The organism is Phocaeicola sp. HCN-40430 (genome assembly GCF_037890285.1).
GTDB classification, from domain to species: Bacteria; Bacteroidota; Bacteroidia; order Bacteroidales; family Bacteroidaceae; genus Phocaeicola; species Phocaeicola acetigenes.
The window spans coordinates 83,013-107,446 of the sequence record NZ_JBBKBS010000009.1; the positions used below are offsets into that span (position 1 = coordinate 83,013).

The 24,434-nt window shown below is 40.5% G+C and carries 17 protein-coding genes; 6 read left to right on the top strand and 11 right to left on the bottom strand.

Annotated features, from left to right (window positions below; all coding sequences use genetic code 11):
- Positions 1 to 17: 17 nt before the first annotated feature.
- The 10 genes from WKU26_RS05825 to WKU26_RS05870 form a co-directional block, all read right to left on the bottom strand.
- Positions 18 to 1,718, bottom strand: coding sequence for a CotH kinase family protein (locus WKU26_RS05825; protein ID WP_340321240.1), 1,701 nt, complete (start codon positions 1,716 to 1,718; stop codon positions 18 to 20).
- Positions 1,719 to 2,107: 389 nt separating this feature from the next.
- A complete protein-coding gene (locus WKU26_RS05830; RefSeq protein WP_340321241.1) occupies positions 2,108 to 2,830 on the bottom strand; it encodes a DUF1573 domain-containing protein in 723 nt (240 codons plus the stop codon).
- 58 nt (positions 2,831 to 2,888) lie between these two features.
- On the bottom strand, positions 2,889 to 3,866 hold the full coding sequence (locus WKU26_RS05835) for a BT_3987 domain-containing protein (protein WP_340321243.1): 978 nt from the start codon (positions 3,864 to 3,866) through the stop codon (positions 2,889 to 2,891).
- Between the two features lie 85 nt (positions 3,867 to 3,951).
- Positions 3,952 to 5,163, bottom strand: coding sequence for a DUF1735 and LamG domain-containing protein (locus WKU26_RS05840; protein ID WP_340321245.1), 1,212 nt, complete (start codon positions 5,161 to 5,163; stop codon positions 3,952 to 3,954).
- A 17-nt stretch (positions 5,164 to 5,180) separates the two neighbouring features.
- Positions 5,181 to 6,128 carry an endo-beta-N-acetylglucosaminidase family protein gene (locus WKU26_RS05845; RefSeq protein ID WP_178265491.1) on the bottom strand — a complete coding sequence of 316 codons (948 nt, stop codon included), beginning with the start codon at positions 6,126 to 6,128 and terminating at the stop codon, positions 5,181 to 5,183.
- Positions 6,129 to 6,161: 33 nt separating this feature from the next.
- A complete protein-coding gene (locus WKU26_RS05850; protein WP_269877600.1) occupies positions 6,162 to 7,754 on the bottom strand; it encodes a SusD/RagB family nutrient-binding outer membrane lipoprotein in 1,593 nt (530 codons plus the stop codon).
- A 23-nt stretch (positions 7,755 to 7,777) separates the two neighbouring features.
- Positions 7,778 to 11,080, bottom strand: a complete 3,303-nt coding sequence (locus WKU26_RS05855) for a SusC/RagA family TonB-linked outer membrane protein (protein ID WP_340321246.1) — start codon at positions 11,078 to 11,080, stop codon at positions 7,778 to 7,780.
- Positions 11,081 to 11,279: 199 nt separating this feature from the next.
- Positions 11,280 to 12,275 (bottom strand): FecR family protein, encoded by a 996-nt coding sequence (locus WKU26_RS05860; RefSeq protein WP_340321247.1) that lies wholly within the window; start codon positions 12,273 to 12,275, stop codon positions 11,280 to 11,282.
- A gap of 53 nt (positions 12,276 to 12,328) precedes the next feature.
- Complete coding sequence (locus tag WKU26_RS05865; protein ID WP_340321248.1) at positions 12,329 to 12,898, bottom strand: RNA polymerase sigma-70 factor; 570 nt, start codon at positions 12,896 to 12,898, stop codon at positions 12,329 to 12,331.
- A gap of 53 nt (positions 12,899 to 12,951) precedes the next feature.
- Entirely contained in the window at positions 12,952 to 13,851 is a 900-nt protein-coding gene (locus WKU26_RS05870; protein ID WP_340321249.1) for a GNAT family N-acetyltransferase, read from the bottom strand.
- 224 nt (positions 13,852 to 14,075) lie between these two features.
- On the opposite strand from WKU26_RS05870, the gene bla reads away from it, so the two are divergent.
- Positions 14,076 to 14,960: a class A beta-lactamase, subclass A2 gene (gene bla / locus WKU26_RS05875; RefSeq protein WP_340321250.1), complete on the top strand. Its 885-nt coding sequence runs from the start codon at positions 14,076 to 14,078 to the stop codon at positions 14,958 to 14,960.
- A 266-nt stretch (positions 14,961 to 15,226) separates the two neighbouring features.
- Here bla and WKU26_RS05880 read toward each other — a convergent pair whose 3' ends face one another.
- A complete protein-coding gene (locus tag WKU26_RS05880; protein ID WP_178265496.1) occupies positions 15,227 to 16,972 on the bottom strand; it encodes a phospho-sugar mutase in 1,746 nt (581 codons plus the stop codon).
- A gap of 242 nt (positions 16,973 to 17,214) precedes the next feature.
- On the opposite strand from WKU26_RS05880, the gene WKU26_RS05885 reads away from it, so the two are divergent.
- The 5 genes from WKU26_RS05885 to WKU26_RS05905 all read left to right on the top strand — a co-directional run bounded on the left by WKU26_RS05885 (position 17,215) and on the right by WKU26_RS05905 (position 24,430).
- Positions 17,215 to 17,859, top strand: a complete 645-nt coding sequence (locus tag WKU26_RS05885) for a response regulator transcription factor (RefSeq protein WP_340321252.1) — start codon at positions 17,215 to 17,217, stop codon at positions 17,857 to 17,859.
- The gene (locus WKU26_RS05890; protein ID WP_340321253.1) at positions 17,856 to 19,925 is read left to right on the top strand and encodes a tetratricopeptide repeat-containing sensor histidine kinase; all 2,070 of its coding nucleotides are present in this window, start codon (positions 17,856 to 17,858) and stop codon (positions 19,923 to 19,925) included. The genes WKU26_RS05885 and WKU26_RS05890 overlap by 4 nt, the downstream gene beginning before the upstream one ends.
- A gap of 467 nt (positions 19,926 to 20,392) precedes the next feature.
- Positions 20,393 to 21,253, top strand: a complete 861-nt coding sequence (locus WKU26_RS05895; protein WP_340321254.1) for a penicillin-binding protein activator LpoB — start codon at positions 20,393 to 20,395, stop codon at positions 21,251 to 21,253.
- A 77-nt stretch (positions 21,254 to 21,330) separates the two neighbouring features.
- Positions 21,331 to 22,551, top strand: a complete 1,221-nt coding sequence (locus WKU26_RS05900; protein ID WP_340321255.1) for a DUF6175 family protein — start codon at positions 21,331 to 21,333, stop codon at positions 22,549 to 22,551.
- A 10-nt stretch (positions 22,552 to 22,561) separates the two neighbouring features.
- A complete protein-coding gene (locus WKU26_RS05905) occupies positions 22,562 to 24,430 on the top strand; it encodes an LPP20 family lipoprotein (protein WP_340321256.1) in 1,869 nt (622 codons plus the stop codon).
- The last annotated feature ends 4 nt before the right edge of the window (positions 24,431 to 24,434 follow it).

Sequence of the window (24,434 nt, forward strand, 5' to 3'; positions counted from 1 at the left end):
GTTTTATCACACTTACCTTACTTCAACAATCTGTCCAAAAGAGCTCCTCTCTTTTCCGAAAGTTCCTTGATTCTTTCAAGCTCTTTAGTATAAGTTTCTGCCGGCATCTTAGCCTCCTGGCTGAACTGATAATAGAAAGGCCATACGGAGAAGTTCGCTTCAATAGCCTTACCCATTTTTACAGGAGTTTCTTCAAGCACCTTTTCGGTTACAGCCTGAAGTTCAGCTTTCTTGGAAGCCCATCTGTTTGCCACAAACTGTCTGAATGTTTCATCGTCCCATAATCTTTGGAACCAATCATAATTTACATATGCAGGCATCCAGAAGCCGGCATAAATCATCAGGCTTTCCAGAGGAGGATAGTTCCACTGTGGTACACGCTTGTCATTATCCCATCCTTTGTCGCAGTCCCATATCGGACCGAAAAACAGTTTATCCACCCCTCTGCGCTTATACATATACGTACTTGTATATCCATCAAGGTCGCCCACAAACTCTTTTATGATTATAAAATCGGCAAGTGTCTTTTCGTCGAAATATTTTCTCCAGCCATTTACAGGGTCTTTAAAATTCTCACTATACAATACCCTTTCTGCTTCGTTGATGAAGTTGGTGATATACTCATACTGAGCCGGATCACAATCATCATCCTTCGGGTATTTATATCTCATCTTAATTCTCTTTTGTGCAGAATAATGAATACCTTCATGCAAGTCTGTTTCTATCACATACCCGCCGGTTATTTTAGTTGGATCAGCACCATCCGAAGCTTCCAGATCTTCTACCTCAATACGTCCCGGAGCCTGTTCCACCTGATCGCTCATCTGATACACACCAAGATACTCCCCGTCTTTATAAGATCTAACACCGGTAGACGCATCGGTATAATATCCGGTGATATACACATTCACGTATTTTGATGCCGGAGTAAACAGTACAGCCTTTTCGTGATGATAAGATTCAGACGGATTATAAAGAATCTTGGAATATTCGAATGCGATATGTGTTCTGATTAAAGACTTATCCATATCCTGTGCCAACAATGTCCAGCTTTTCTCTTTAGCATGATTCAATCCGATTGGGCTGAACTTTTTAGGAAACTTGATACGGAACGGCTTTTTGGGCAATATCCAGGTAGAATTTCCTCTACCTCTCATTTCAACGGTTCCCTGCTCGTCGCTATTCCACCATCCTTCGCCTGTAGATTCCGGTGTATTGTCGTAGAGTTGGATTTCTGTATCTACATAATCATCTTTACTGGTAATCTCTACCTCCGGTTTAAAGTGAAGCACAGCAAGTTCTCTATTTATCTGCGGACAGTTCAAAGAGACAGTATATTCATTTGTCTTTCCACTCTCTGCTACCACGGTCATTACAAAATCGTCGGCAAAAGACAATTTTGTTTTTCCGGATACCACTTCATTTCCATTCACCAGAACCTTTGCGCCATTGGTTTCAAACTCCGGTATCATCATTTCAGGTTCGTCTCTATCAATCCATTTCAGATACATCGACGAAAAAGTCTTTGTATCTCCATCATAAGTAAATTTCAGATCCTTGTCCAAGCCATTAAGATTACCGGCAACGGAGAACGACAAAAGCTCACAATCATCACTTTTCGATCCTGTATCAGGTATATCTTCATTACCCTTACATGACGAAAAACAAATCAGTATGATTCCTACCAAAAGAAGATAAAATCTGTTTACGTGTTTCATAATATTTATATGTATTTAGTAAAAGGTTAACAGTTCTTGTCTAAATATGATACCGGTTGGATTTTTTCATCTTATCTCTACAACTTTTCTTATAAACCTACTTTCTTTAAGTACGGAAGAACCCCCAAAAATCATCGATTATCAACTTAGATTTTCAAAGATAAAGATTTATACGGAATAATATACATTTTTTCACAGAAAACTATACTCACAGACCTTCTCTTCTTATTCCCCCAATAGATTACTAAATCCAATAAAAAACTCCCGAGGAAACAGATTTTCATCTATTCCCGGGAGCATCAACCTGAACTCAAAAAACAACAATCTTCTTATCTATGCGATAGATACCTATAGCCCTAAAAATACAAACTATTTTTTCTCATTGATTCTTATGGTTTACTGCACATTACCTTGAGCGGTTTATCCAATGTCTTTCCGTTCACTACCGGATAGACATTGGTTACACGAGGGAACTTTCCCGAATAACTATAGGTAACCTGCATTGTCTTTTCTTCCTTGGGTTTCATGGTATATGGACTTGTAAACGTCACATCAGTATTACCATCTATAATAATAAAGAAAAGCTTCATCTCTTTATCTGTATCGTTGGCAAACTTCAAATCCATTTTCTTTTTATCCCCTTCATTCATATAACCAAAAGCCATTATTTCAAAGTTCATCCAAAGTCCTTCTCCATATTCATAAGGATAACGCTCCGAAACAGGATGTTCATAGGGCTCTACGGTTCCCTTTACCCAGATACGGGTATAGTTTTTATTATCGTTTGTCATCACCACTACTTCTTTGCTGAAGAAACCAGGACGATAGGCCGGATTAAAATAAACCTTCACCTTATCGCTTGCTCCCGGTTTAATAGGATATTTAGGGTATTCAAACTTTACACAACCGCATCCGCTGGATACGCCGCTGATAGCTATCGGTTTTTTATCTACATTCTGAAATGTAAATTCATGAGAAACAAGACCATCTTTCTCTTTTATCTTTCCAAAATCGAAAGAACGTTCCTGGAATTTCAGACTTTCAGAAAAAGTCTGTGAATAGGCATTCACAAAATACAATATTGCAATTATATAAAAAAGTATCTTTTTCATAAGAGAGATACAAGCAGAATGTTATACCTAAGATAACATTCTGCTTATTTTAGATTTTTTATTCTGCTACGTAAACACTTATTTCACCCAATTGACGGAAGCTACCTCCCCATCCTCCCCAACTCCATTTAAGAGAGAATTTCAAATAGCGTGCATCAAAAGTTCCCAATAATGCCATACGATACCCATCAGAAGTAGTTGTAGGATCAGTTAAAGCGCAAATATCCGTCCAGCTTTCACCATCAGAACTTACACTCCAAGATAAATTACTCAAATAAGCAGAAAAACCATTTGCTGTATATATTTTTGCACCTTGAATATGCATTATACTCTTCAAATCAACCGTTACTGTCGGGTTTTGCAACTGACCAAAAGTAGTGTAAGAAGCTAAATCTCCATCCAAACAAACCGATAAATCTGCAGAGGAATCATCAGAGGTCACTTCCCAATAAGATTTATCTGTCAACTCAACTCCAGGCATTTCTTGAACTTCAGAGTCAATATAAGTATATTCACAAGTCACTACAGCATAGCTATATCTATTATTTAAAGATATATTACAGCCAGAAGATTCTGTCAAACGAACCGGTATGAGATATGATTTCTCTTCAAAATTCACACAACTTTCTTTTGGTATTGAAAATTCTATAGAGTCTGAAGCGACATATGCACCCGGTAAAAATTTAACAGTCTTTTTTTTCCATACAATCAAACTTTCATCCACAGAAGAATATTCTACAGAATTAGCAGTATTATATTGCTCGACTAAACTTGCATCAATCTCTGCAGAAACAGAAACTTCTCCATCCACAGGACGAGTTGCAAATACAGGGATTTTTACTACTACTTCATCCCCTCTTACAGTTTCTGCACCACCTGTTGGAAAACGCGAGATATCAAAATTAGAATTTGTTTTCAAAAAAATCAAATTATCAGGATTACCTGTTACATCATATGTTTCTTCATCGCATGAGTGAAAGCCAAACATGCCGGCAAGAAGCAATGATACAGACCATAAATATTTTGTAATTTTCATAGTTATATTCTTTGTTTAATGGAAGCGAGGATAAAAATCAATATATTATTCAATTTTCTCCTCGCTTTCAGACTTGAAAACTTAATCACTGAACGCATTTATTTATATCATCAGCATCCCATGCTACATACTGACTATAATCCAATCCATAGGTCAAACCAGCACCTTCTCTAATTTCACGACAAGTATTAGACCAGTCCATATCATAGCCATTGTTTGTTGCATCATGGAAAATATGTCCTTCTCCTTCATTCATCTTCCAGTAAGCAACCAAGCCATTAGAAGCTGGATCTACACCACAAAGTCCCATTTGCAATTCAGCAGGAGTCAATGCACGGTTCCAAACACGCATTTCTGCGATACGTCCTCTAAAATATTGAGAAGACGGATAACTTGTCCATGACATACCCAATTCAATACGCTGGAAATCTACAGGTTGACCATCACCATCTCCTTGTGCATCAAGTACACCATCTACATACATAGAGAATTTACTACCATCGTATGTCAATGATAAAGTATACCAACGATTTGTACTGAAACGAGTAACAGAAGGAACACTACCAGTTGGACAAACCCACTGCAAACAGTTTACATCCATACCAGCTTCACCAAAGCGTAACATACTTGAACGGCTTTCATCTTTTGAAGTAAACGCACACAAACGAGCGATAGAGTGCCATTGCTCTGAATAGAACTTAATTTCATAAGTAAAGTTAGACAAAGATTGCATCTTATCATCAGGGAAGATAAAATTGCTATACATGTTTGTATTACTTATATTCAATGAAGTAAAATGAAGGATACGGGAAATCTGTAAATAAATGGTTTTTGAAGGAGCCAATACCTCCAAACCATCAGACTGTTGGATTGTTACAGGAATTACGTATACACGTCCCTCATCCAAACCTTCTGTAGAAATCACCTTTACAGTAGCCGGTGTAGAAAAAGTCTTGCCTTTTTCTATCACCACATCCTGATTTTCTATTTCTACAGTACCATCTGGTACAGGATAATAGTTAGTACTATGCGCTTCATTGTAAGCATTGACTAAAGAATTATCAATACCAAATTTGATTCTTACATCTTCATCTACTTTATTCGTAGATGTAGCTGTTACCGCATAAGAAGAAGGAGTATCCTCTACCACAAATTTCACAACCGGGTTGGTTTCAGTACCCGAAACCAACACCACATTCTTATTATAATCGAAGCTATCCCCTTCTGCACAGCTAAACATAGAAAAGGTAAGCAAGCTTCCCCATAAAAGAGTCTTTAATGTATGTATATTCATCATAGTCTTTTTATTGTTTATTATTCTTTAATAGAAGGATTCATAATCTGAATAGACTGACGGAATTCGTTGTAAGGAATACCAGAAGAAGAATAATAGTTACGTCCTAAGAAGAACACACCACATCCTCCTTTACGGCCTACTTCCGGCTCCCAGCGAGCATAATCCAGCAAACGTCCACCGTCCAGATAGAATACACCAAAAGTTTCACAATAAATCATTTTCTCAGGTGGGAATCCTGCAGGTTGAGTAAGGAAGCCTACCTGATTACTATAAGCTTGTTGTACAAAATAATCACAATAAGGAATACAATCTTTTGGAGGAACACTATTAAAATAGTCAATAATCAACAGTTTGTTTGGAATAGAACCTTGAGGACCAAAATATTTAGCCAGTTCTACAGTCAAACGATACATATCATTACCATTCCATCCTTCATAGTCTACGTCTACACCGTCCAATCCCGGTTCCAATACCTGATTGACAATCCATTTGGCATAAGCGGCCATCACTTCATCCGAAGGATTTGGAGATCCACCCATATCATATTCCACACCGTCAACAGTAAAGACATGACGATAGTGAGAAGCATCGGCATGCATCACAAAGCGAGTACCCAACTTTTCCTGTACATACTTCATGTCGCTATATGCTACCGGATGTGTTTCTGGAGTAGGAATACCCATCCACAAATTCACAATGTCGATACTATCTGGAAGTCCCATTATACGTTCTCCCCATGAAGCCGGATCTTTACTACCTTCCACACCTTCAATCGGAGACCATGCTTCATAGTAAGCGAAACTCATTTCATGATTGCTCTGCTTGTAAGCACGGATATTCGCATAATACTGTTCATCGTATGTTTTCAACTTTTGTATTTCAAGCTTTTCCACTTCTGTATCGCAGCTGGAGAAAGCCGCAAGCCCGATACCCAAAGCCAATATACTTGTAAGTTTAAGTTTCATAGTCGTTTGTTTTATTTAGAGTTATATTTTCGGTTAACGATCACGTTTGTCCCACCAAAGCTTAGTACCGCCATTGTCAGCACCACCTAAAGCAGCAATACCACTAGCTACACCTTCTGCATTGTTGATTTTCTCATCACGAGTATACGGCAAGCGACGTACCTGCAATTCAGTATCAATAGTTCCGTTACTTCCGTTTACTACTACAGGAATCAGTTCCGGATATCCGGTACGACGGTATTCGCTCCAGCCTTCCGGACCGTCTGGATACAATGCAATCCACTTCTGGGTGATGATACGTTCCAGTTTACCTTCGAAATCGTCAGCCTCATCCCATGCCGGAGTGACCTCTGTACTGAATGTATAGTTGTCGCTACCTACCTGATCTTCGTATGCCTCCGGAGTAGAAGTATCATCTGCCAAATAACTGTCTGCAGAACCAGCTTCATTTTCTTCGAAAGAAACACGTACACCCTGTTCGTAGAAAGTCTTAGCATCACCACCCATGTTCCATCCTCTCAAGGCACCTTCTGCACGCAAGAAGAATGATTCAGCAGCAGTCATCCATACTACCGGAGTAGTGCTGGCATCCATATTCAGATTAGAAACTTTTGTACCCTGATAATTAGCCATGTTTGAAGTAGAGATACCGATACGTACTCCGTTATATCCACCATCTCCTGTCAGTGTAAAATATTTACTGATACGAGGGTCGTTCAATCCATCCATATAGGCTACAATAGAAGCACAAGGACGGCAGTCACCTGCATTAAAGTTGTAGGCAATTTCCTGCAACGGATGGTGGTAAGATAACAGACCATGATTTAACTCTGCACGATCGGCCTTTGTTTCAATCAATCCGTAAGGGCTGTTTACAGACAGTTCTGCCTGTTCCTGAGCCAGTTGAGGATTGGCGTAAGCTACACGCATAGCCAGACGCAAACGTAATGTATTGGCAAATTTTACCCATTGAGCCACACTGCCACCATAGATATAGTCGTAGTCGCTCATCAATTTTGCACTACTGTTACCACTCACATAGTTTCCTAAGATTTCGATTGCAGAGCCCAATTCTTCGAAGAATTTTTCATAAATCTTATCAAGCGGATCGTATTGATTGGATGCTCCATAATTTACATAAGGAATAGGGCCGAAAGTATCTGCAATACGGTGCATACCAGCAACTTTTACCACTGTTGCCAATGCATCGACTTCCTCTAATCCCTGTTCTGTAGCAATCTTATGAATATTCTGCCACGGAGCCATAATTCCAGTAAAAGCATAGTCGAAAGTAGCATTTACCCAACTTTCCTGAAAAATATACTGTCCATTGTGTGCAGTACTACCCAAAGTTGCTGCTATATATCCTGCATATTGGTCGTGAGACAATTGTTGCGCAATCTGATAGTCAGAGTCCATCATCTCACCATCTTTGATAATTACTACACGACGCAACATCTGAGAGAAAAACGCACCTGTTTTCAGGTTGTCCACTCCCATCATTTCTTCTGTAACTTCATTGGGATTCACATTGTCCATATAATCAATACATGATGTATTCATCAAAGCCAAAGACAATCCCAATAAAGAGAATTTTCTCCAAGATTTTATATTGTTAGAAATCATATGTTCTATAGTTTTAAGGTTGATTAGAATTGTACTTTCACAGAGAATCCCAGGTTACGCAAGCTTGGCGACATAAACATGTCGATTCCCTGGAAATAAGTTCCAGTACTTGCAGTCAGTTCCGGATCGAAAGGTGCTTTTCTATACAGGAAGAACAAGTTCTTACCAATGAATGATACGTTCAGTCCCTGAATCCAACTTACATACTTGTTGATTGGAACATCATAGCCCAATGAAAGTTCACCCAAACGGACATTGGTTGCACTGTATACATACATAGAACCAATACCACCAGTATTACCGGCACCACCTACAGTAGTATAATATTTCTGTGCATCGATAGGACGACCGTTTACAATTGCTCCACCCATATCACGAGCATCTGCAGAAGCCTGAGATACACCGTATGAATCCATCACTGCCTGAGTCTGAGAAACAACAATACCACCTACACGTGCAGTCAACAGGAATCCGAGAGACAAGCCTTTGTAAGAGAAGGTGTTACCCCAGCTCAAGTTGTACTTAGGAGCACTGTTACCAGCCTTCACAAAGTTATCGTATTCAGGAACAACTACCTGATCTACCGGGTGTACATAAATAGCTCCGTGTTCGTCTGTGCGCAATGTATTGACATAGATATCACCGATAGAACCACCTTCAGTCAGAATCATCTTGTACATACTTGTACCACCCATATCAATCCAGTTCAATGAAGTCTTTTCATGAGTGAACGGATCTTCGTAGTCGCGAAGCAATTCTACCACTTTATTCTTGTTCAGAGAGTAGTTCAAATATGAGCTCCATCCGAAGTCACCCCACTGATCATCGTAACGCAAAGAAACTTCAATACCCTTGTTATCAACACGACCACCGTTTACTACTTCCGATTTGTATCCTGTTGTAGAAGACAAAGTACGTTCAAAGAACTGGTTGTAAGTACGAGACTGATACAAAGTAGCATCCAATTTCAATTTGTTTTTAAAGAATACAAAGTTGAAACCAAGTTCCCATGATTTGGTACGTTCCGGTTTCAGGTTTGCATTCGGTCGGCGAGACTGGGTAACCGGAGTTCCGTCTACCAAAGCATAAGTCGGAATAGCCAGGAATACGTCAGGAGAGTTACCTACTTCAGAGTATGAAATACGTGCCTTCATATACGGCATGATATCGGTACTGCATTTAAAGATATCGGTAAAGATACCAGACAAACCGACAGATGGATAGAAGAATGAATTGGTAGCTGTACCTTTAAAGGTAGAAGACCAGTCGTTACGGGCTGTTACATCCAAATAAGCCATTGACTTATATCCCAACTGTGCACTACCAAATACGGCACGTTTCTTAATGTTGTATCCATACTGGTTGGCAAGATTCTTTTCAGTTGTATCTACGTTACCGAAAGTAAACAAGTTGGCTACTGATTTCAGTTTACCACCAAAATAGTCAGACTGATACTTGTTATCTTCGAAGTTGGCACCGATGTTGGCAGTCAAGTTCAATGTATTATCAGCGAAATACTTATTGATATTTACCAACAATTCACCATAAACCTGCTTTCCTTCGATGTTGCTCTTAGAATAGAAACCATATTTAGAGGCAAACAACGTATTGGTACCCGCATCGTACATACGTTCGTGAGTTTCATTGTTGCGGTCCATTTTTACACGAGCGCTTACGTTAATCCACTTAGCAAAATCGTACTTCAATGATGCAGTAGCCATATAACGATGCTTGTTATTAGGCATTGTGATATGTTCGGTAATCCAGTACGGGTTCTGCAAAGACAGACCGTCACTGTATGGCCAGTACTGAGTCAGCAAGTTACGTTCTACATCATAGCGCTGATAAGCCTGAATCTTAGAAAAATCATCACCTGCAGGGAACAGATAAAGCGGAACCAACGGGTTGAAGTACAAACCTTGAGCGGTCATGTTCTGTTCCTTGATTTCACTCATCATAAAGCTCAAATCAAGAGTCAATTTGTCTTTCAGCATCTTGCTTACGTTACGAACAGTTGCATTGTAACGTTCATAATCGTTATTATGAATAATACCGTTGGCATTTGTTGTACCCAAAGAAACATAAGTCTGGTTCTTTGCAGTACCGGTAGACAGGCTGGCAGAGTTTGTTACATTGACACCAGTCTGGAAGAAATCACTCGGATCATAACTGCTCGGAGTTTTCAGTTTTGTTCCCCAGCTATAGAAACTACCAGTTTCGCTCTGTCCGTATGTGTTCTGGAATTCCGGGAGAACCAAAGGAGAAGAGAAGGTAGTATTGTTAGAAATAGTTACTGATGTACGTCCTTCTTTACCCTTCTTGGTAGTTACCATTACTACACCGTTTGCGGCAGCACTACCATAAAGAGCAGCAGCCGAAGGTCCGCTCAATACAGAGATTGATTCGATATCTTCCGGATTGATACCAGAGATAGGGTCTCCGGAAAGTCCGGCTCCTTCGTAAGCATCCGAAGGCTGGCCGTTAGCTGCAGACATATCCAACATTGGAATACCGTCGACTACATACAATGCGTTGTTGTTACCATTCAAAGACTTGGCACCACGCATTACCACACGTGAAGAACCACCTACACCCGAAGAAGAAGAGTTAATGGTTACACCGGCAATCTTACCGTTCAAGTTGTTTACGAAGTTGGCATCTGCGATACGGGTAATTTCGCTATTGTTTACCTGTTGTACGTTGTAAGACAAAGATTTTGCTTCTTTCTTAATACCCAATGCTGTTACAACGACTTCATCCAGCACCTCTGTATCTTCTTTCATGCGGATAGCCAAAGAAGGTTTGTCCACAGTAATATTCTGAGTAGCATAACCGATGTAAGAAACTACAAGTACATCACCTTTGCGTGCATCCAATGCAAAATCACCATCAATACCTGTAATGGTTCCGGTAGTAGTACCTTTTATCTGAATAGCTACACCGATAAGAGGATCACCGTTTGCATCTACAACAGTACCAGATACTTTCTGAAGTTTTGCGTTTGAGTTCTGTGCTTTTTCTACAATCAGAATATACTGACCGTTAATCTGATAAGTATAGTTTGTTCCTTTCAGAATAGTTTCCAGTGCCTGTTCCAAGGCTACATTCTGCAAACTCAAATTGGTTTTCTCTTTTCCCTTCAACTGAGAATTGTTGTAACCTACAGACATTCCAGTCTGTTTTCCTACTTGTTTCAAGGCTTCTATTACAGAAATATTCTGCTTCTGAATAGTAATTTTTTTGTCCTGCTGTGCAAAAGTAGCACCCGGAGCAAGAAGCAAACATAAAAATAATGAAAGAACCTTATTTCTTGTCTGCTTATTCATTATATTTTGTATTTTTGTTGGCATTTCTTAAGTATTAGTTAATTGATTATTACTTCATTTTACCGTTGCATAGCGTAGAAATAAGTAAACGCTAATTCTTTAAGAATGTAGATTTCATATCCGGGAAGAATTGGGGCCTCTTCCCGGATACTTTTTATCATAGGCGTGTTTTTCTTGTTTTTAAAGGTTAATATTTAAGTCATCTCTTTTTTTGTATCAAATAACACTTGTTCTCCTTTATCTGATATTCCATATCTCCCACAACCCGTGTTATAATATCCATTACCTGAGGTAAAGTTGTCTTGGCCGGGAAACGGAATGTATACCGGTCTTTCTTCAAGCTGTGAAGACTATATACAAAGGTATATGGGTATTTGTGTTCCAAACGGGTGATAATGTCTTCCAATGACATTTCACTGAAAATCAATTCTCCCCGTTGCCATGCTGTTACCTCTTCCATATCGGGACAATGTACCTGATGTTCTTTGGTGCTACGGTTGAAAACAAGTTGTTCATGGGGTTTCAGAATAACCTGCGACTGCAAATTATTAAAATCGACCTGTACACTTCCCGACAGCAAGGTAGCAGTCAGGCAATCGTCATCGGCATATGCTTCTACATTAAATTCTGTTCCCAATGCTGTAACCTGAAAACCGTTCGACTTGACAATAAACGGATGTTCTTTGTCCGGTTTTACTTTGAAGTCTGCCTCCCCTATCAAATACACACTTCTTGTGTCTCCTTTAAACTGAGCCGGATACAGCAAGGTAGTCTTTGAGTTCAGAATAACCTCAGTGCCATCGGGCAAGGTCACCTGACGCAAATCAGCTACCGGAGTGTAGTTTTCTATCAGATCTACATCTTCTATCCGACTAAAATAAATCATCAAGGTGATAGACACGGTTGATACGGCAAAAAAGAAAACTGCAGCAGCCTGCCAAATCCAGGAAGGAAGGAGCTTCTTACGGCGAGTCTCCGTTTGAAACCCTATATTTTGCTTCATCTTTTTCAGCGAATCGTTCATGTTTGCAGGAGCACTCTCCATGCCGGCTTTTTCCCATAACATATGTAAAGCCTGCTCTTTTTCCTCTGCATGCTCTTCGTCCGCAAACCACTTCCAAACCTCTTTCTTGGTCTGTTCCGAATAGTCATTCCGGACAAAGGTCTCTACAATTCGTCTTATACAATTTTTCATTTAAACAGTTATTTTAAGTGCTTTTCACTTATAAGACGAATAACCGAGACCAACTACTTAAATAAACTCAAGAAAAAATATAAAAAAATTGCTTTTTTCAATTCTGCAAGAACTAAATAGATTTGATGTTCCACCGTACGGACCGATAAATCAAGGCGTTCCGCTATTTCTTTATTCGACAAATGCATAAAACGGCTCATCTTGAAAATCTGCACCCGCTTCTCCGGCAAATGCTCCAAAGTAAGGCGTACCAGCAACTGGATGTCCTTATAATACATTTGTTCGAGGACATAATCCTCCCCCATCAGTTCGGAAAGCAAGGTATCGGGGACTACTATATTCAGATATTCCCGCTCCACACTGATATGTTTAAAACGGTCCAGAATCAGATTCTTCGTCATGGAATAAATATAGCTGTCTGCCTCCTCTTTCCCCTGCCATATTTCCGGCTGCATCCACAGTTTCAGAAAGATATCTTGGGATACATCTTCTGCATCCTCTTCAGACTTCAACAGCATTTTAGCAAAATTCTTCACTTTCGGAAAGTTACGAATAAAAAAAGACTGAAATTCCTTTTCCATGTCTTTCTGCTTGCCTAATACTATTCCTTGAAAATTATCCATTCTAAAACAACTATAGAAAATTTACTCCCGCTGCACATCATATAACATTTCTGTTATCTTTCCGCGCTTAAATATAAAACAGGATAAGGTTTACCGAAATCATCTTCCTCGCCCCGTCCCACAATCCGGAATCCTTTATGCAAATAAAAAGCCAAAGCCTCCCGGTTTTGTTCGTTTACATCTACACGATATATATTTTTCTCGCGTACCGCATAATCAATCAAAATGCTGCCATATCCTTTGTGGAGTTCGTCGGGGTGTACAAAAAGCATTTCAATCTTTTCATCAGACAGTCCCATAAAAGCAATGGCATTGCCCAATCTATTATATATAATGTATAAAGAAAGAATCGGGAAATAATGATTCATTATCTCTGACTTATAGAACAGAATATCCCCTTCATTCAAAAAACGGTGAGTATGCCGTACGGCAACTTCCCAAAGCCTCAACAATTCGTCATAGCTTTCAGCATTTCCCTGAAGGACCAAGGACTTTTGCATTACAAAATTATCAAGTCTTATTCCCAATACATCTACCTCTTGAGTACACAGTACATGGAATCCCCGTTTCTCAAAAAACCGGCGAGCCGGAAGACTTACTTCGGCATCCAACATAATAGACTTACATTCTACGACAAATTTTTCGGCTGTATACAGCAAAAGGCTTCCCACTCCTCTACACTGGTGTAAAGGGTCAACAAACAAGTCATGCAGATAACCATTAGAATCTACCGAAATGAAGCCTACGATTTCGTCCGACAAAATATGTCTGGCTGCTATAAAATGCAAACCGGATTCCAAAAGAGATTCCCAGTGTTGTAAATCGGCTCTCTCTACCCATGCATCAATTTGATCCGGCGTATAATATCCGGCACAAGCCATACGTACAGCATCTTCAAATACCCGATAAAGGGATTCAGCAGTCATCGAAACGGTTAAAATATACTCTTCCATAAATATGTCTATTATGTTATACAAAGATAAAATTTTTGAAAATACGAACCTACCGGCAAGATAAAATTCAAGTATTTTCAATATAAAAACGACAAAAAATCTATACTTTGGAAAACTTTATTCAAAAAAATTTTATCCAATCCACTCTATATGAAAGTGAAACAGCACTTTATTAGAGTAAATAAATATACCTTTGCCAAAACAAATATATAAAAAAATAAATAATGCGCATATTCTTCCTTTTATTCAGCACAATCTTGTGTCTTTCCGGCTTACAGGCACAACAGAGCAGACTGCAACAGCAAATCCGCCAACTTATCAAAAGTAAAAAAGCACAGGTCGGAGTGGCTGTTATCATCAACGGACAGGATACTCTGACCGTAAACAACGATGTACAATACCCCATGATGAGTGTATTCAAACTGCATCAGGCATTGGCCGTAATCAACTATATTGAGAAGCAGGGGCTTTCGCTCGACACACCGGTCTATATCCGTAAAGAGCAATTGCATCCCAATACCTACAGTCCCTTGCGCGACAAGTATCCGCAAGGCAATATCAGCCTCCCAATCAGAGAACTGCTGACTTATACACTACAACTGAGTGACAACAATGCCTGTGATATCCTGTTCGAATATACAGGAGGAACTGAAGCAACCGACCGGTATATCCGTTCACTGGGGATTAATGACTTCCGGATTTGTGCAACCGAAGAGGATATGCACCGCGACTTGAACCTTTGTTACCAAAACTGGACTTCTCCTCTTGCTGCGGCTTGTCTGGCCAATAAGCTTATAGAATGCCAGCTTTTTACTTTAACCAATCAGGATTTCATCAAGGAGACCATGCTGACTTGCGAAACGGGGAAAGACCGTATCCCAAAGCCTTTTTCCGGTACATCGATACGCACAGGGCATAAAACAGGAACCGGAGACCGGAATGAAAAAGGAGAAATGATTGGATGCAACGATGTAGGATTCATATTGCTGCCTGACGGTACTTACTACACATTGGCTGTATTTGTCTGCAACTCTTCTGAAACAGACCAGACAAACGCACAAATTATTGCAGACATTTCGGAAACGGTATTCCGGTTCATCCAACCTTAAATCTGTATACACACTTTCTTCTGACAGGGAAATACTCCGTCCGACGTCGTCGGATATAAAAATGACACCGTCGTCTTTACGGCCGACTGCGCCGAATACACAGCCGACACCGCTGATTATTGTACACGACCTGTATCATATTCATTTTCCTATGGCAGGGAACAAGAACAGAACATTATACACAAAAAAAAACTGCGCCACTCACGTGGCACAGCTTTCCTAACCTTAAATTTTTACTATGAAAAAAAATCTACATAGTCTTTTTATCAAATGCCTAATGATTTCTTCACTGCTTCTACTTTTTCTGTAGCATCAGCATCAGCTCCGGCATAGCATTTCGGGCACTGCATTTCACCCTTAATTTCCATATAGAACTTAATCTTCGGTTCTGTACCCGACGGACGTACAGAAACTTTTGTACCGTCTTCTGTAAAGAACTGAAGTACATTTGATGTTTCCGGCATCTGCAAGTCGGTTACATTGCCTTCTGCATCAGTAGCCTTCAATGACTTGTAGTCTTTTACCAAAACCACTTTCGAGCCACCCAATTCTTTCGGCGGACAAGCACGGAAGTTATCCATCATGGCCTTGATTTCGTCTGCACCGCTCTTACCAGGTTTTACTACATTGACAGTTACTTCTTTAGAGAATCCGTATTCTACATAGATTTCCATCAAGATATCATACAATGTCTTGCCCTGGTCTTTTGCCCATGCGCAGATTTCTGCCAGCAATGAACAAGCAGAAACAGCGTCTTTATCACGCACGAAGTCTTCTGCCAGGAAGCCGTAGCTTTCTTCTCCACCACCGATGTACTGTTTTACACCTTCGTTCAGACGGATTTCGCGTGCAATCCATTTGAAACCTGTGTAGCAGTCCATCATTTCAATATTATTCTTGTCGGCTACTGCCTTGATCAATTCTGTAGTTACAATGGTCTTCACAACAAATTCGTTGCCTTTCATCTTACCCATTGCAATGCGGTTCTTGATAATGTAATACAAGAAAATCAAGCAAGTCTGGTTACCATTTACCAATACCCATTCTCCCTTGCTGTCCTTGCAAGCCATACCTACACGGTCTGCATCCGGGTCTGAAGCCATTACGATATCTGCATCCAGTTTTTTAGCCAGGTCGATAGCCATTGACAACGCTTCTGCATTTTCCGGGTTCGGAGAAACTACTGTCGGGAAATCGCCGCTCTTCACCATCTGTTCGGGTACGCAGTGTACATTTTCGAATCCCCACAATTTCAATGACTGCGGAATCAGCATCATACCTGTACCGTGGATCGGAGTGTACACAATCTTCAGATCTTTCTGGCGTTTGATTACTTCCGGATCGATAGAGATAGTATGTACCTGACGCAAGTATTCGTCATCAATTTCCTTACCGATTACCTGAATCAGTTCCTTGTTTCCTTCAAACTTAATTTCAGAAGCCGAAGAAATCTTGTTTACTTCTTCGATGATACCTTTATCGTGTGGAGCCAATACCTGTGCACCATCGTCCCAGTATGCCTTGTATCCGTTGTATTCTTTCGGGTTGTGAGAAGCAGTCAGGATAATACCGCTCTGGCATCCCAGGTGACGGATAGCGAACGACATTTCCGGAGTAGGACGCATATCTTCGAACAAATATACTTTAATGCCATTGGCAGAGAAGATATTTGCAGAGATTTCGGCAAACAGACGGCTGTTGTTACGGCAGTCGTGACCTACAACTACAGAAATATCCTTCTTTCCTTCAAAACATTTGTTCAGATAGTTAGACAAGCCCTGAGTGGCAGCACCTACTGTATAGATGTTCATACGGTTTGAGCCTACACCCATGATACCACGCAAACCACCAGTACCAAATTCCAAATCTTTATAAAAAGCTTCAATCAAATCTGTTTTGTCCGGATTTTCCAGCATGCGCTTTACCTCAGCCTGTGTTTCGGCATCGTAAGCAGGTGTCAGCCATTTCTGTGCTTTTTCCGCACACTGTTTAATCAATTCTTCATTTTCCATGATTTTATGTTTTAAGTTAATATGTATTCATTTTTTATAGCTGAACAAAAATAAAAGATTCGTTTTACATATCCTAATTATTTGATACAAGAATTCAAGAGTTTTTTCCAAAATCTTTTTGGGTGCACTTCAAGTTCAAATCTTTATTTCAGTTTCTTCAAAGACTACAATTGTTTATATGCATTAATTTGTATAAATTGACAAAATTACCCATCTTTGTAAAAATAAGAAAAAACAAGCTCATGACACAGCCTACATTATATATACTCGACGATCATCCGGTAGTAGCCGAAGGACTGGCACAGTTGCTTGCAACAGAAAAGAAATATTGCATCACCACCGGGCATCATTATTCGGAACTTTACCAATACATTACTCACACCATCCCCGATCTTCTGATTCTGGACTATGAGCTCCACGACAAGACAGCGTTGGATGTATTGGCCTACCTCAGAAAAAAAGAGATACACATTCCGGTCATTGTATATACCATGCATACGGAGTTTTGGATTATCAAGCTTCTTATAAAAGGAGAAGTATCGGGTATCGTCATCAAAAGTGACAAGACAGAAGAAATAAGTAAAGCGATAGCTTCGATACTGGAGGAGCAAAAGAAGTTCTATTCGTCTTCTGCCCTCAATGTGGTACTTTCCATTTTGGGAGACCATTCTGCGGCCGACTCGGTCAGCTATACCCCCAGCCCGCGTGAAAACGAAATCATCAACATGCTCTCTCGCGGACTGACTTCCGATGAAATTGCACAGGAATTGAATTTGAGTAAAAACACCATCGACACGATGCGTAAAAACATATTATTGAAAAGCGGAGCCATCAATGTTTCTCATCTCATGCGAATGGCTTTTATTAAAGGATGGATTACAGTATGAAAAACATTTTATTACTGATCCTGCTTTTTTGCACAGGTATCACACAGGCTATATCACAGGATTTTGTGAAACAAATGGACGCGTACGCCAACAACGGAGAATACGCCAAGGTAGACTCCATCTATACTCTTGCCCATACACAAATCGATTACGACACCCATCCCGTAGAAGCGCTGGATGTGGACGTAACGTATGCCATCTACCTTGATGCGCAAAATAAATTCCCCCAATCCCGTCTGCTGATAGCACAGATACGGAAGGAAATTACCAAGATGAGAGAAACCATCCGCGATGCGAAAACACTGAAAAGAATACAAGAGCTGGAAGCAATGGCGACCTACGAACTGGCATACGGCTTGTGGCTGGACAACAAGATAAAGGAAGCCAAAGAAACAGCCGACCAAGCCATCGAACAATCCGTCGCACTCAACGACTCTTCGCTGATGTCGGAAGCCTACAATCTGTCAGGAGTCATCTACCGCCGCCTCTTTATGCTTGACAAAGCCATTGCTTCTTACCAGAAGACATTGAAGATTGCAGAAAACCAGCAAAACTACAACCTTGCTTCCATCATCATTTCCAACATGTCCACATTATACAATGACATGGATGAAAATGACAAAGCCATTATCATCTCCCGCAAACAGTTTTCGTATCCTCTTGATACCCTCTCCATGAAGACTCATACCAACTACCTCGGACGTCTGTGCAATCACGGTATCTTTCTGAGCAACACTCATTATTACCAGGCTGCACTCGACACCTTCCGGATAGCCGAAGCCTGTCTGCGCGAAAACTCTCCGGCAAGCATTCGGTTTTATCTTTATACCCACCATATAAAAGCTCTTCAGGAGACGGGACGCATCGCCGAAAGCCTCCAGTATTGCCGGAAGGCTCTGCGATATCGCGACCTGCCCCAAAATCCCCAAAACAAAGCCAACTTCGACTATCTGTACGGCTACATCCTTTTCCACAATACAGACTCACTGATACAAGCCTACCGCTATGCTGCCAGTGCAACAGACTTCTACCGGACAGCCGACTCTCTCAATATACTGTTTTCCAAATCACTGCTGCTTCTGTCGGAGATAGAGGCACAGCGGAACAATCTTTCCACATCTGCCTCATTGGCTAAAGAAGCCTATGAAAAGGAAATTGCCCGACAAAAAGACAAATATCACAAAAGGCTTGCCGGATTTCAGGCAGAACTGGAGACACAGGAGAAAGATCTTGAGATAAGCCGCCTAAACGAGAAAAGAGCCATCGAAAAAACCGGTTATCAGATACGTACCTATACCATTGCCGGTATATTGGTACTTGTCCTGCTATTGTCGGCTATCCTGATGATTCACATGCGCAAACGCAAGATTGCTTTCCGCCTGAAGCAGATGGAACTCGAAGGAGAAATCAAAGAGAAGGAAGCCAAGAGCCGACTTTTGGCCAGTGAAATGAGTAAAAAAATGACAGAACAATACCTCAAGGGATTGGAAGACAGCAACAACCGTATATCCAAGGAGTTGCACGACGGAATCTGCAATGAACTTCTTTCTATTCACATGCAGATAAACCAATCCGAACAGAAGCAACTGTCAGAACAGCTTACTCAAATACGCAAAAATGTACGTAACCTTTCCCATCAGTTGTCTACACCTCAATTTGAGCACATCAGCTTGTACGATATGCTTTTGCTATATACCGAGAAACTGAATTTATTGGGAAGTCCTCAAATAAGTTCCTATATTTCACCGGAAGTAAAAAATGTCATTCTTCTTCCCGAAAAGATTCTGGAAGTATACCGCATCATACAGGAAGCTGTTTCCAATACCATCAAGCATGCACATGCACAACACATGTATCTTACCACCAGCCGGCAAGACGGACAAATTGAAATTATTTTCGAAGACGACGGAGTAGGCTTTAACGTCACTCTGGTAGAGGAAAATGAACTGGAATCCGGATTAGGACTCCGAAGCATAAAAGAACGTATCCACCAGCTTCAAGGTACTATCCAAATAGAATCCCAACCCGGAAAAGGAACGATATTGCATATACAGTTCCCGGTGTAAACAGCAAACCAAAAAGCATAATACAATCTGTAAACAGGTTATACCCCGGTAAAATTTATTCTTATTATATAAAGCAGCCCCCGACCATGAACTTTACAATGGTCGGGGGCTGCTTTTCAGATTCCTCCTCTGCAGTATCAGAAAAACAAACTCTTCAGTTTCGCATATATATCCTATATTACCGCCGGAAATATCAATTCATTTCAATTTTCCAATTCCCTCTTTCAGCCCAACCCTCTATTAATCATTGTATGTATTCCTAAATATAAATAACATCAAAGCATTATTCTCCCTACACAAGGTTTTTAAAATAGCAAAACAACCTTGTTTCCGAAATGTGCATGTATGTTTTTTTGTTTACTTCGCTTCATAATAATAGTAAATTTTATACAAAGGAACATAAGAATATTTATTTTATGTTTCTTCTGAAGATGATTTTTCAAAATAATTTTAAAAAGGAAAAGCATATGAAAAGAATTTTGTTGTTCATCGTTTTGGGAATTATCGCATCGTATACGTACGCACAAAATGCAGAAGAAGGAAAAGAAAAAGTGTATATTGACTATTTTTCCCATTCCAGCAATATCTCAAAAACAATGGCAGAAGCTTTACGCAGCAAAGTGATTGAAGGTATTCATGAGATGAAACGTATTATTCTGATTGACGTAGATTCTGATGAAGCATTGAAGAAAGAAGCATTACGCAGACAGCAGGAATCTGCCATGGGAGATGTTACTGCAAGAAGTGAAGAAATGACGACCTTGGGAGCCAAATATTTGATTCAAGGTCAGATTGCATCCATGACAGCTACACAGAAAAAAGACAGTGATGGTAAAATCTATTACAAAGGAAGTGTTTCTTATACATTGAAAGTCGTAGACCCATCAAACGGAACATTGAAAGGAACCAAAACCTTTAGTCATGAAGGGCTGACCGGAGGAACTGGAGATACTAAGGAAAAAGCCATCCTTGAGACATTAGACTATGTTAAATACAGTATGGAGGATTTTGTAGATGAGCACTTTAAAATGGAAGGTACAATTGTACAGGTAGAAGAGGTAAAAAAGAAAAAAGCTAAAACCGTGTTCATCGATTTAGGAACAGCAAAAGGTATTATGAAGGGTCAAAGACTCACTGTTTTTGCTGAAATGGATATTGCTGGAGAAATTTCGAAAGTAGAAATTGGACAATTGAACGTGAAAGAAGTACTAAGCCCTAACCGTTCGTTGTGCAAAGTAACCAAAGGAGATGAGGAAATCTTTGAGAAAATTCAAGAAGGAACAAAACTGATCGTTGTTTCCAGAGCAAAAGAATTTTGGGAATTCTAATCTACTTTCAGTCATATTATAAAAATAATTAATTCATAATGAGATATCTGGCATTTTTTTGCATGCTGTTATCCGGCATGTTCAGTTTATCCGCACAGGAAATATACTCCAATGATGTTTCTTGTATCAACAACGATGGAAACGTTGCCAAAATAAATGCTTCGGGGCTGGCGGAAAAGAAAAAAGAGGTATACGATAATGCCTTAAAATCAATATTCAACGCCTTGTTTATAAATGGAGTAGACGGGATAAACAATGGAAAGCCTTTCCTGGAAAAGGAGAATTCGTATTATATAGACCAGTTCTTCAAATCCCGTTACCAGCTTTTCATCAGAAACAGTACCGAAGAAGGTAAACCGGAAAAACTGTCTTCTGGCCTATACAAAGGAAGAGTAACCGCGGAAGTACTTATTGATGCACTCATCAAAGATATGGTACGAAACAGGGTGATGGAGAATCCGTTGGAAAACAGAACAATGGAAGAAACACAGGAAGAGATTCCTTTGCCTACCATCATGGTAGTTCCTTACAAGCGGAACACCAATATGTCGTACGCTAAAATACTAAGCACCGACTTCGATTTGCGTATGGCGGTAAGTGCGGTAGACAATGGATTCAAACAGCTTCATGTAAATACCATCAGCGTAGAAACCCGGGCCGATATGGCACAACGGTCTTTAGACTGGGAAGCAAACAATGCTGATTCGAACGACCGTCAGTTGTTGAACAATTCAGGAGCAGATGTATACGTCATTGTAGACATAAAGAAAGATATTTCGCCTTCGGGCAGCAGAGTTTCACTGATTATGTCTGCACGCGAAACTTCTACCGGACGTACATTGGCTTCCCGCTCCGGATGGACCAACCGTTTCAAAACCACAGAGCTCGACCGCTTGTGCGCCTATGCAACACAAGATGTGTTGTCCGGCTTCCTGAAAGACATTTCCATAGAGTTTGCCAAAAAGCTGACCAAGGGTAATACGGTAGCATTGCGTGTTGGTTTGTCGGATTCGTCTATCAATACCTTGAACGACCGTGTAGGAGGCAGCAATGTAAGTATCGCTTCGCTGATCCGTAACTGGGTACGTAAAACCTCACAAGGCGGACGTTATCATATTCAGGGATCTGTAGCAGAAAGCCTGATTTTCGATACGATACAGATTCCTACACACGATTCAGACGGACTTCTGCTGGATGCTTCTACGTATGCAGACAACCTGGCATTCTTCCTGGAAGAACAGGGTATCTCTTGTGAAATCCGAATTGACGGTAATACGATTTACGTTACAATCGATTAAATTTTAAAGTATGAAACTAAAATACTTACTGCTTGTTTTAGGATTTATCGGCCTGCTTGCTCATGCACAGAATGCTCCCTCCTGGGTAAGACAACATCCTGTCAATGAGTTTGGTTACGCAGGGGTTGGTATGGCAAAAACTTCTGAAAAGGGTTATATCAGCAAGGCAAAGGAAAGAGCGTTGGCCGACTTGGCATCCGAGATCAGCATACAGATTTCTTCTACGTCGCTGTTAAACACAATCGAAGACAACGGCACAATAAAAGAACTTTATGCAGAAACTATTCGTTCTGCTGTCCAGGCCAATATCGAGAAGTATCGTATGGTAGATTCTTGGGAAAACGGCAACGAATATTGGGTTTATTACGAACTGAACCGCTTCGATTATGAAGAATACATGGAAGCCCGACGCCAAAAGGCGGTGAAAGACGGATTTGCTTTCTGGTATCGTGGTAACTCCATGATCGAACAGGGAGACATCATGTCGGGTATCGACTTGCTAATCAAAGCATGGGAAGCGATTCAGCCTGTCATCCACATGGAACTGGGATGTTCGTACAGCGGAAACACCATCAATTTGGGAACAGAAGTGTATGCTTCCTTGATCGGTGCGTTCAACGGGGTTACTTTGTCAGTTTCTCCGGCTACCATCAACGGGAAAGCATTTCAGGGAATAGAGAACCCGATTGAAGTTCGTGTATTGCGAAACAACAGACCTTTAAAGAACATCGTACTTCAGGCAAAGTTCTTGTCGGACGAAGGTGATGTTTCTTTACCTGCACCGACAGATGAATATGGAACTTCCAAGTTCTATATCAGAAACATTACATCAAAGCAGGCACAACAGGAAGTACGTGTATCATTGGCAATGGATGCATTTAAGATACTGACTCAAGGCAAATATTCTGTCTTATTCAAAAAGGCTTTGGCAATGATGCCGGAGGCTACTTTGACTGTCAATCTCGAACAAAAGAGACTGACCGCCTACATTCAGACCCGTAATGATGAATTGCGCAGCCTGGCTACAAGCGTTAAAAGCATGCTGACTAATAACTATTTCGATATAGTAGAAGCACCTGGACAGGCCGATGCTATAGTAACACTGGAGAACAATCTGAAGAAAGGAGCTTTGGTTCCCGGCGAATTGTACAATATGGTTGAATATTTCTCTACATTATCTGTCAGCATATTGGACAACCGTACCAATGCTACTCTGCTGAATTATTCGTTGAATGATGTACGGACATTGGTTCCCGAAAACAAATCGCTGGCACAGGCAAAAGCGATGGTTGCACGCGAACTTCTAAAGCGGTTGAAGAAAGGATTGCCTGCCCAGCTGAAGTCATTGAAGATAGATACAAGTGGAGAGATACCCGTAAGAGATTATCTCCCGGAAAATCCAAAGCCTCAGCCCTCTTCGCCTGTTATCAGCGTAGAGGTTCCGGAGGTGTCTCCACTCCCCTCACAACCGAGCACACCTCCTGTACAGGAAAACAATCCCCCTAAGGTTGAACCAAAGCCTGCAAAGCCGGAGCCTGCACGATGGGAATGGTTTGATGGAGTTTTCGTAGAATTCTCACACCTTTCTGTCATGGGAAGCAAATCGAGAGTACATTGTAAAATCATCAATGTAAACAATGACGATGTATCGCTCCGCCTATATGCTTTAAATCAGTGCATCGTAAACGAAAACGGTGAACAGGCAAAAATAGAGCGGATTAAGTTGGGTTCCGATACAAGTACCTACGCAGTTAAAGCACTGATTGTGCCAAATGTGCCGACAGAATTAATGATAGAAGTCCCCAAATTGTCGAAAGTTGCCTTATTGGAATTGAAGGCAGCATCTGGGGAAAATATAAAAATAAGAAATCTCGAATAATTAA

Coding starts and splice junctions, on each gene's coding strand:
- WKU26_RS05825 (WP_340321240.1), bottom strand. CDS start 1,718: ATGAAACACGTAAACAGATTTTATCTTCTTTTGGTAGGAATCATACTG.
- WKU26_RS05830 (WP_340321241.1), bottom strand. CDS start 2,830: ATGAAAAAGATACTTTTTTATATAATTGCAATATTGTATTTTGTGAAT.
- WKU26_RS05835 (WP_340321243.1), bottom strand. CDS start 3,866: ATGAAAATTACAAAATATTTATGGTCTGTATCATTGCTTCTTGCCGGC.
- WKU26_RS05840 (WP_340321245.1), bottom strand. CDS start 5,163: ATGATGAATATACATACATTAAAGACTCTTTTATGGGGAAGCTTGCTT.
- WKU26_RS05845 (WP_178265491.1), bottom strand. CDS start 6,128: ATGAAACTTAAACTTACAAGTATATTGGCTTTGGGTATCGGGCTTGCG.
- WKU26_RS05850 (WP_269877600.1), bottom strand. CDS start 7,754: ATGATTTCTAACAATATAAAATCTTGGAGAAAATTCTCTTTATTGGGA.
- WKU26_RS05855 (WP_340321246.1), bottom strand. CDS start 11,080: ATGAATAAGCAGACAAGAAATAAGGTTCTTTCATTATTTTTATGTTTG.
- WKU26_RS05860 (WP_340321247.1), bottom strand. CDS start 12,275: ATGAAAAATTGTATAAGACGAATTGTAGAGACCTTTGTCCGGAATGAC.
- WKU26_RS05865 (WP_340321248.1), bottom strand. CDS start 12,898: ATGGATAATTTTCAAGGAATAGTATTAGGCAAGCAGAAAGACATGGAA.
- WKU26_RS05870 (WP_340321249.1), bottom strand. CDS start 13,851: ATGGAAGAGTATATTTTAACCGTTTCGATGACTGCTGAATCCCTTTAT.
- bla (WP_340321250.1), top strand. CDS start 14,076: ATGCGCATATTCTTCCTTTTATTCAGCACAATCTTGTGTCTTTCCGGC.
- WKU26_RS05880 (WP_178265496.1), bottom strand. CDS start 16,972: ATGGAAAATGAAGAATTGATTAAACAGTGTGCGGAAAAAGCACAGAAA.
- WKU26_RS05885 (WP_340321252.1), top strand. CDS start 17,215: ATGACACAGCCTACATTATATATACTCGACGATCATCCGGTAGTAGCC.
- WKU26_RS05890 (WP_340321253.1), top strand. CDS start 17,856: ATGAAAAACATTTTATTACTGATCCTGCTTTTTTGCACAGGTATCACA.
- WKU26_RS05895 (WP_340321254.1), top strand. CDS start 20,393: ATGAAAAGAATTTTGTTGTTCATCGTTTTGGGAATTATCGCATCGTAT.
- WKU26_RS05900 (WP_340321255.1), top strand. CDS start 21,331: ATGTTCAGTTTATCCGCACAGGAAATATACTCCAATGATGTTTCTTGT.
- WKU26_RS05905 (WP_340321256.1), top strand. CDS start 22,562: ATGAAACTAAAATACTTACTGCTTGTTTTAGGATTTATCGGCCTGCTT.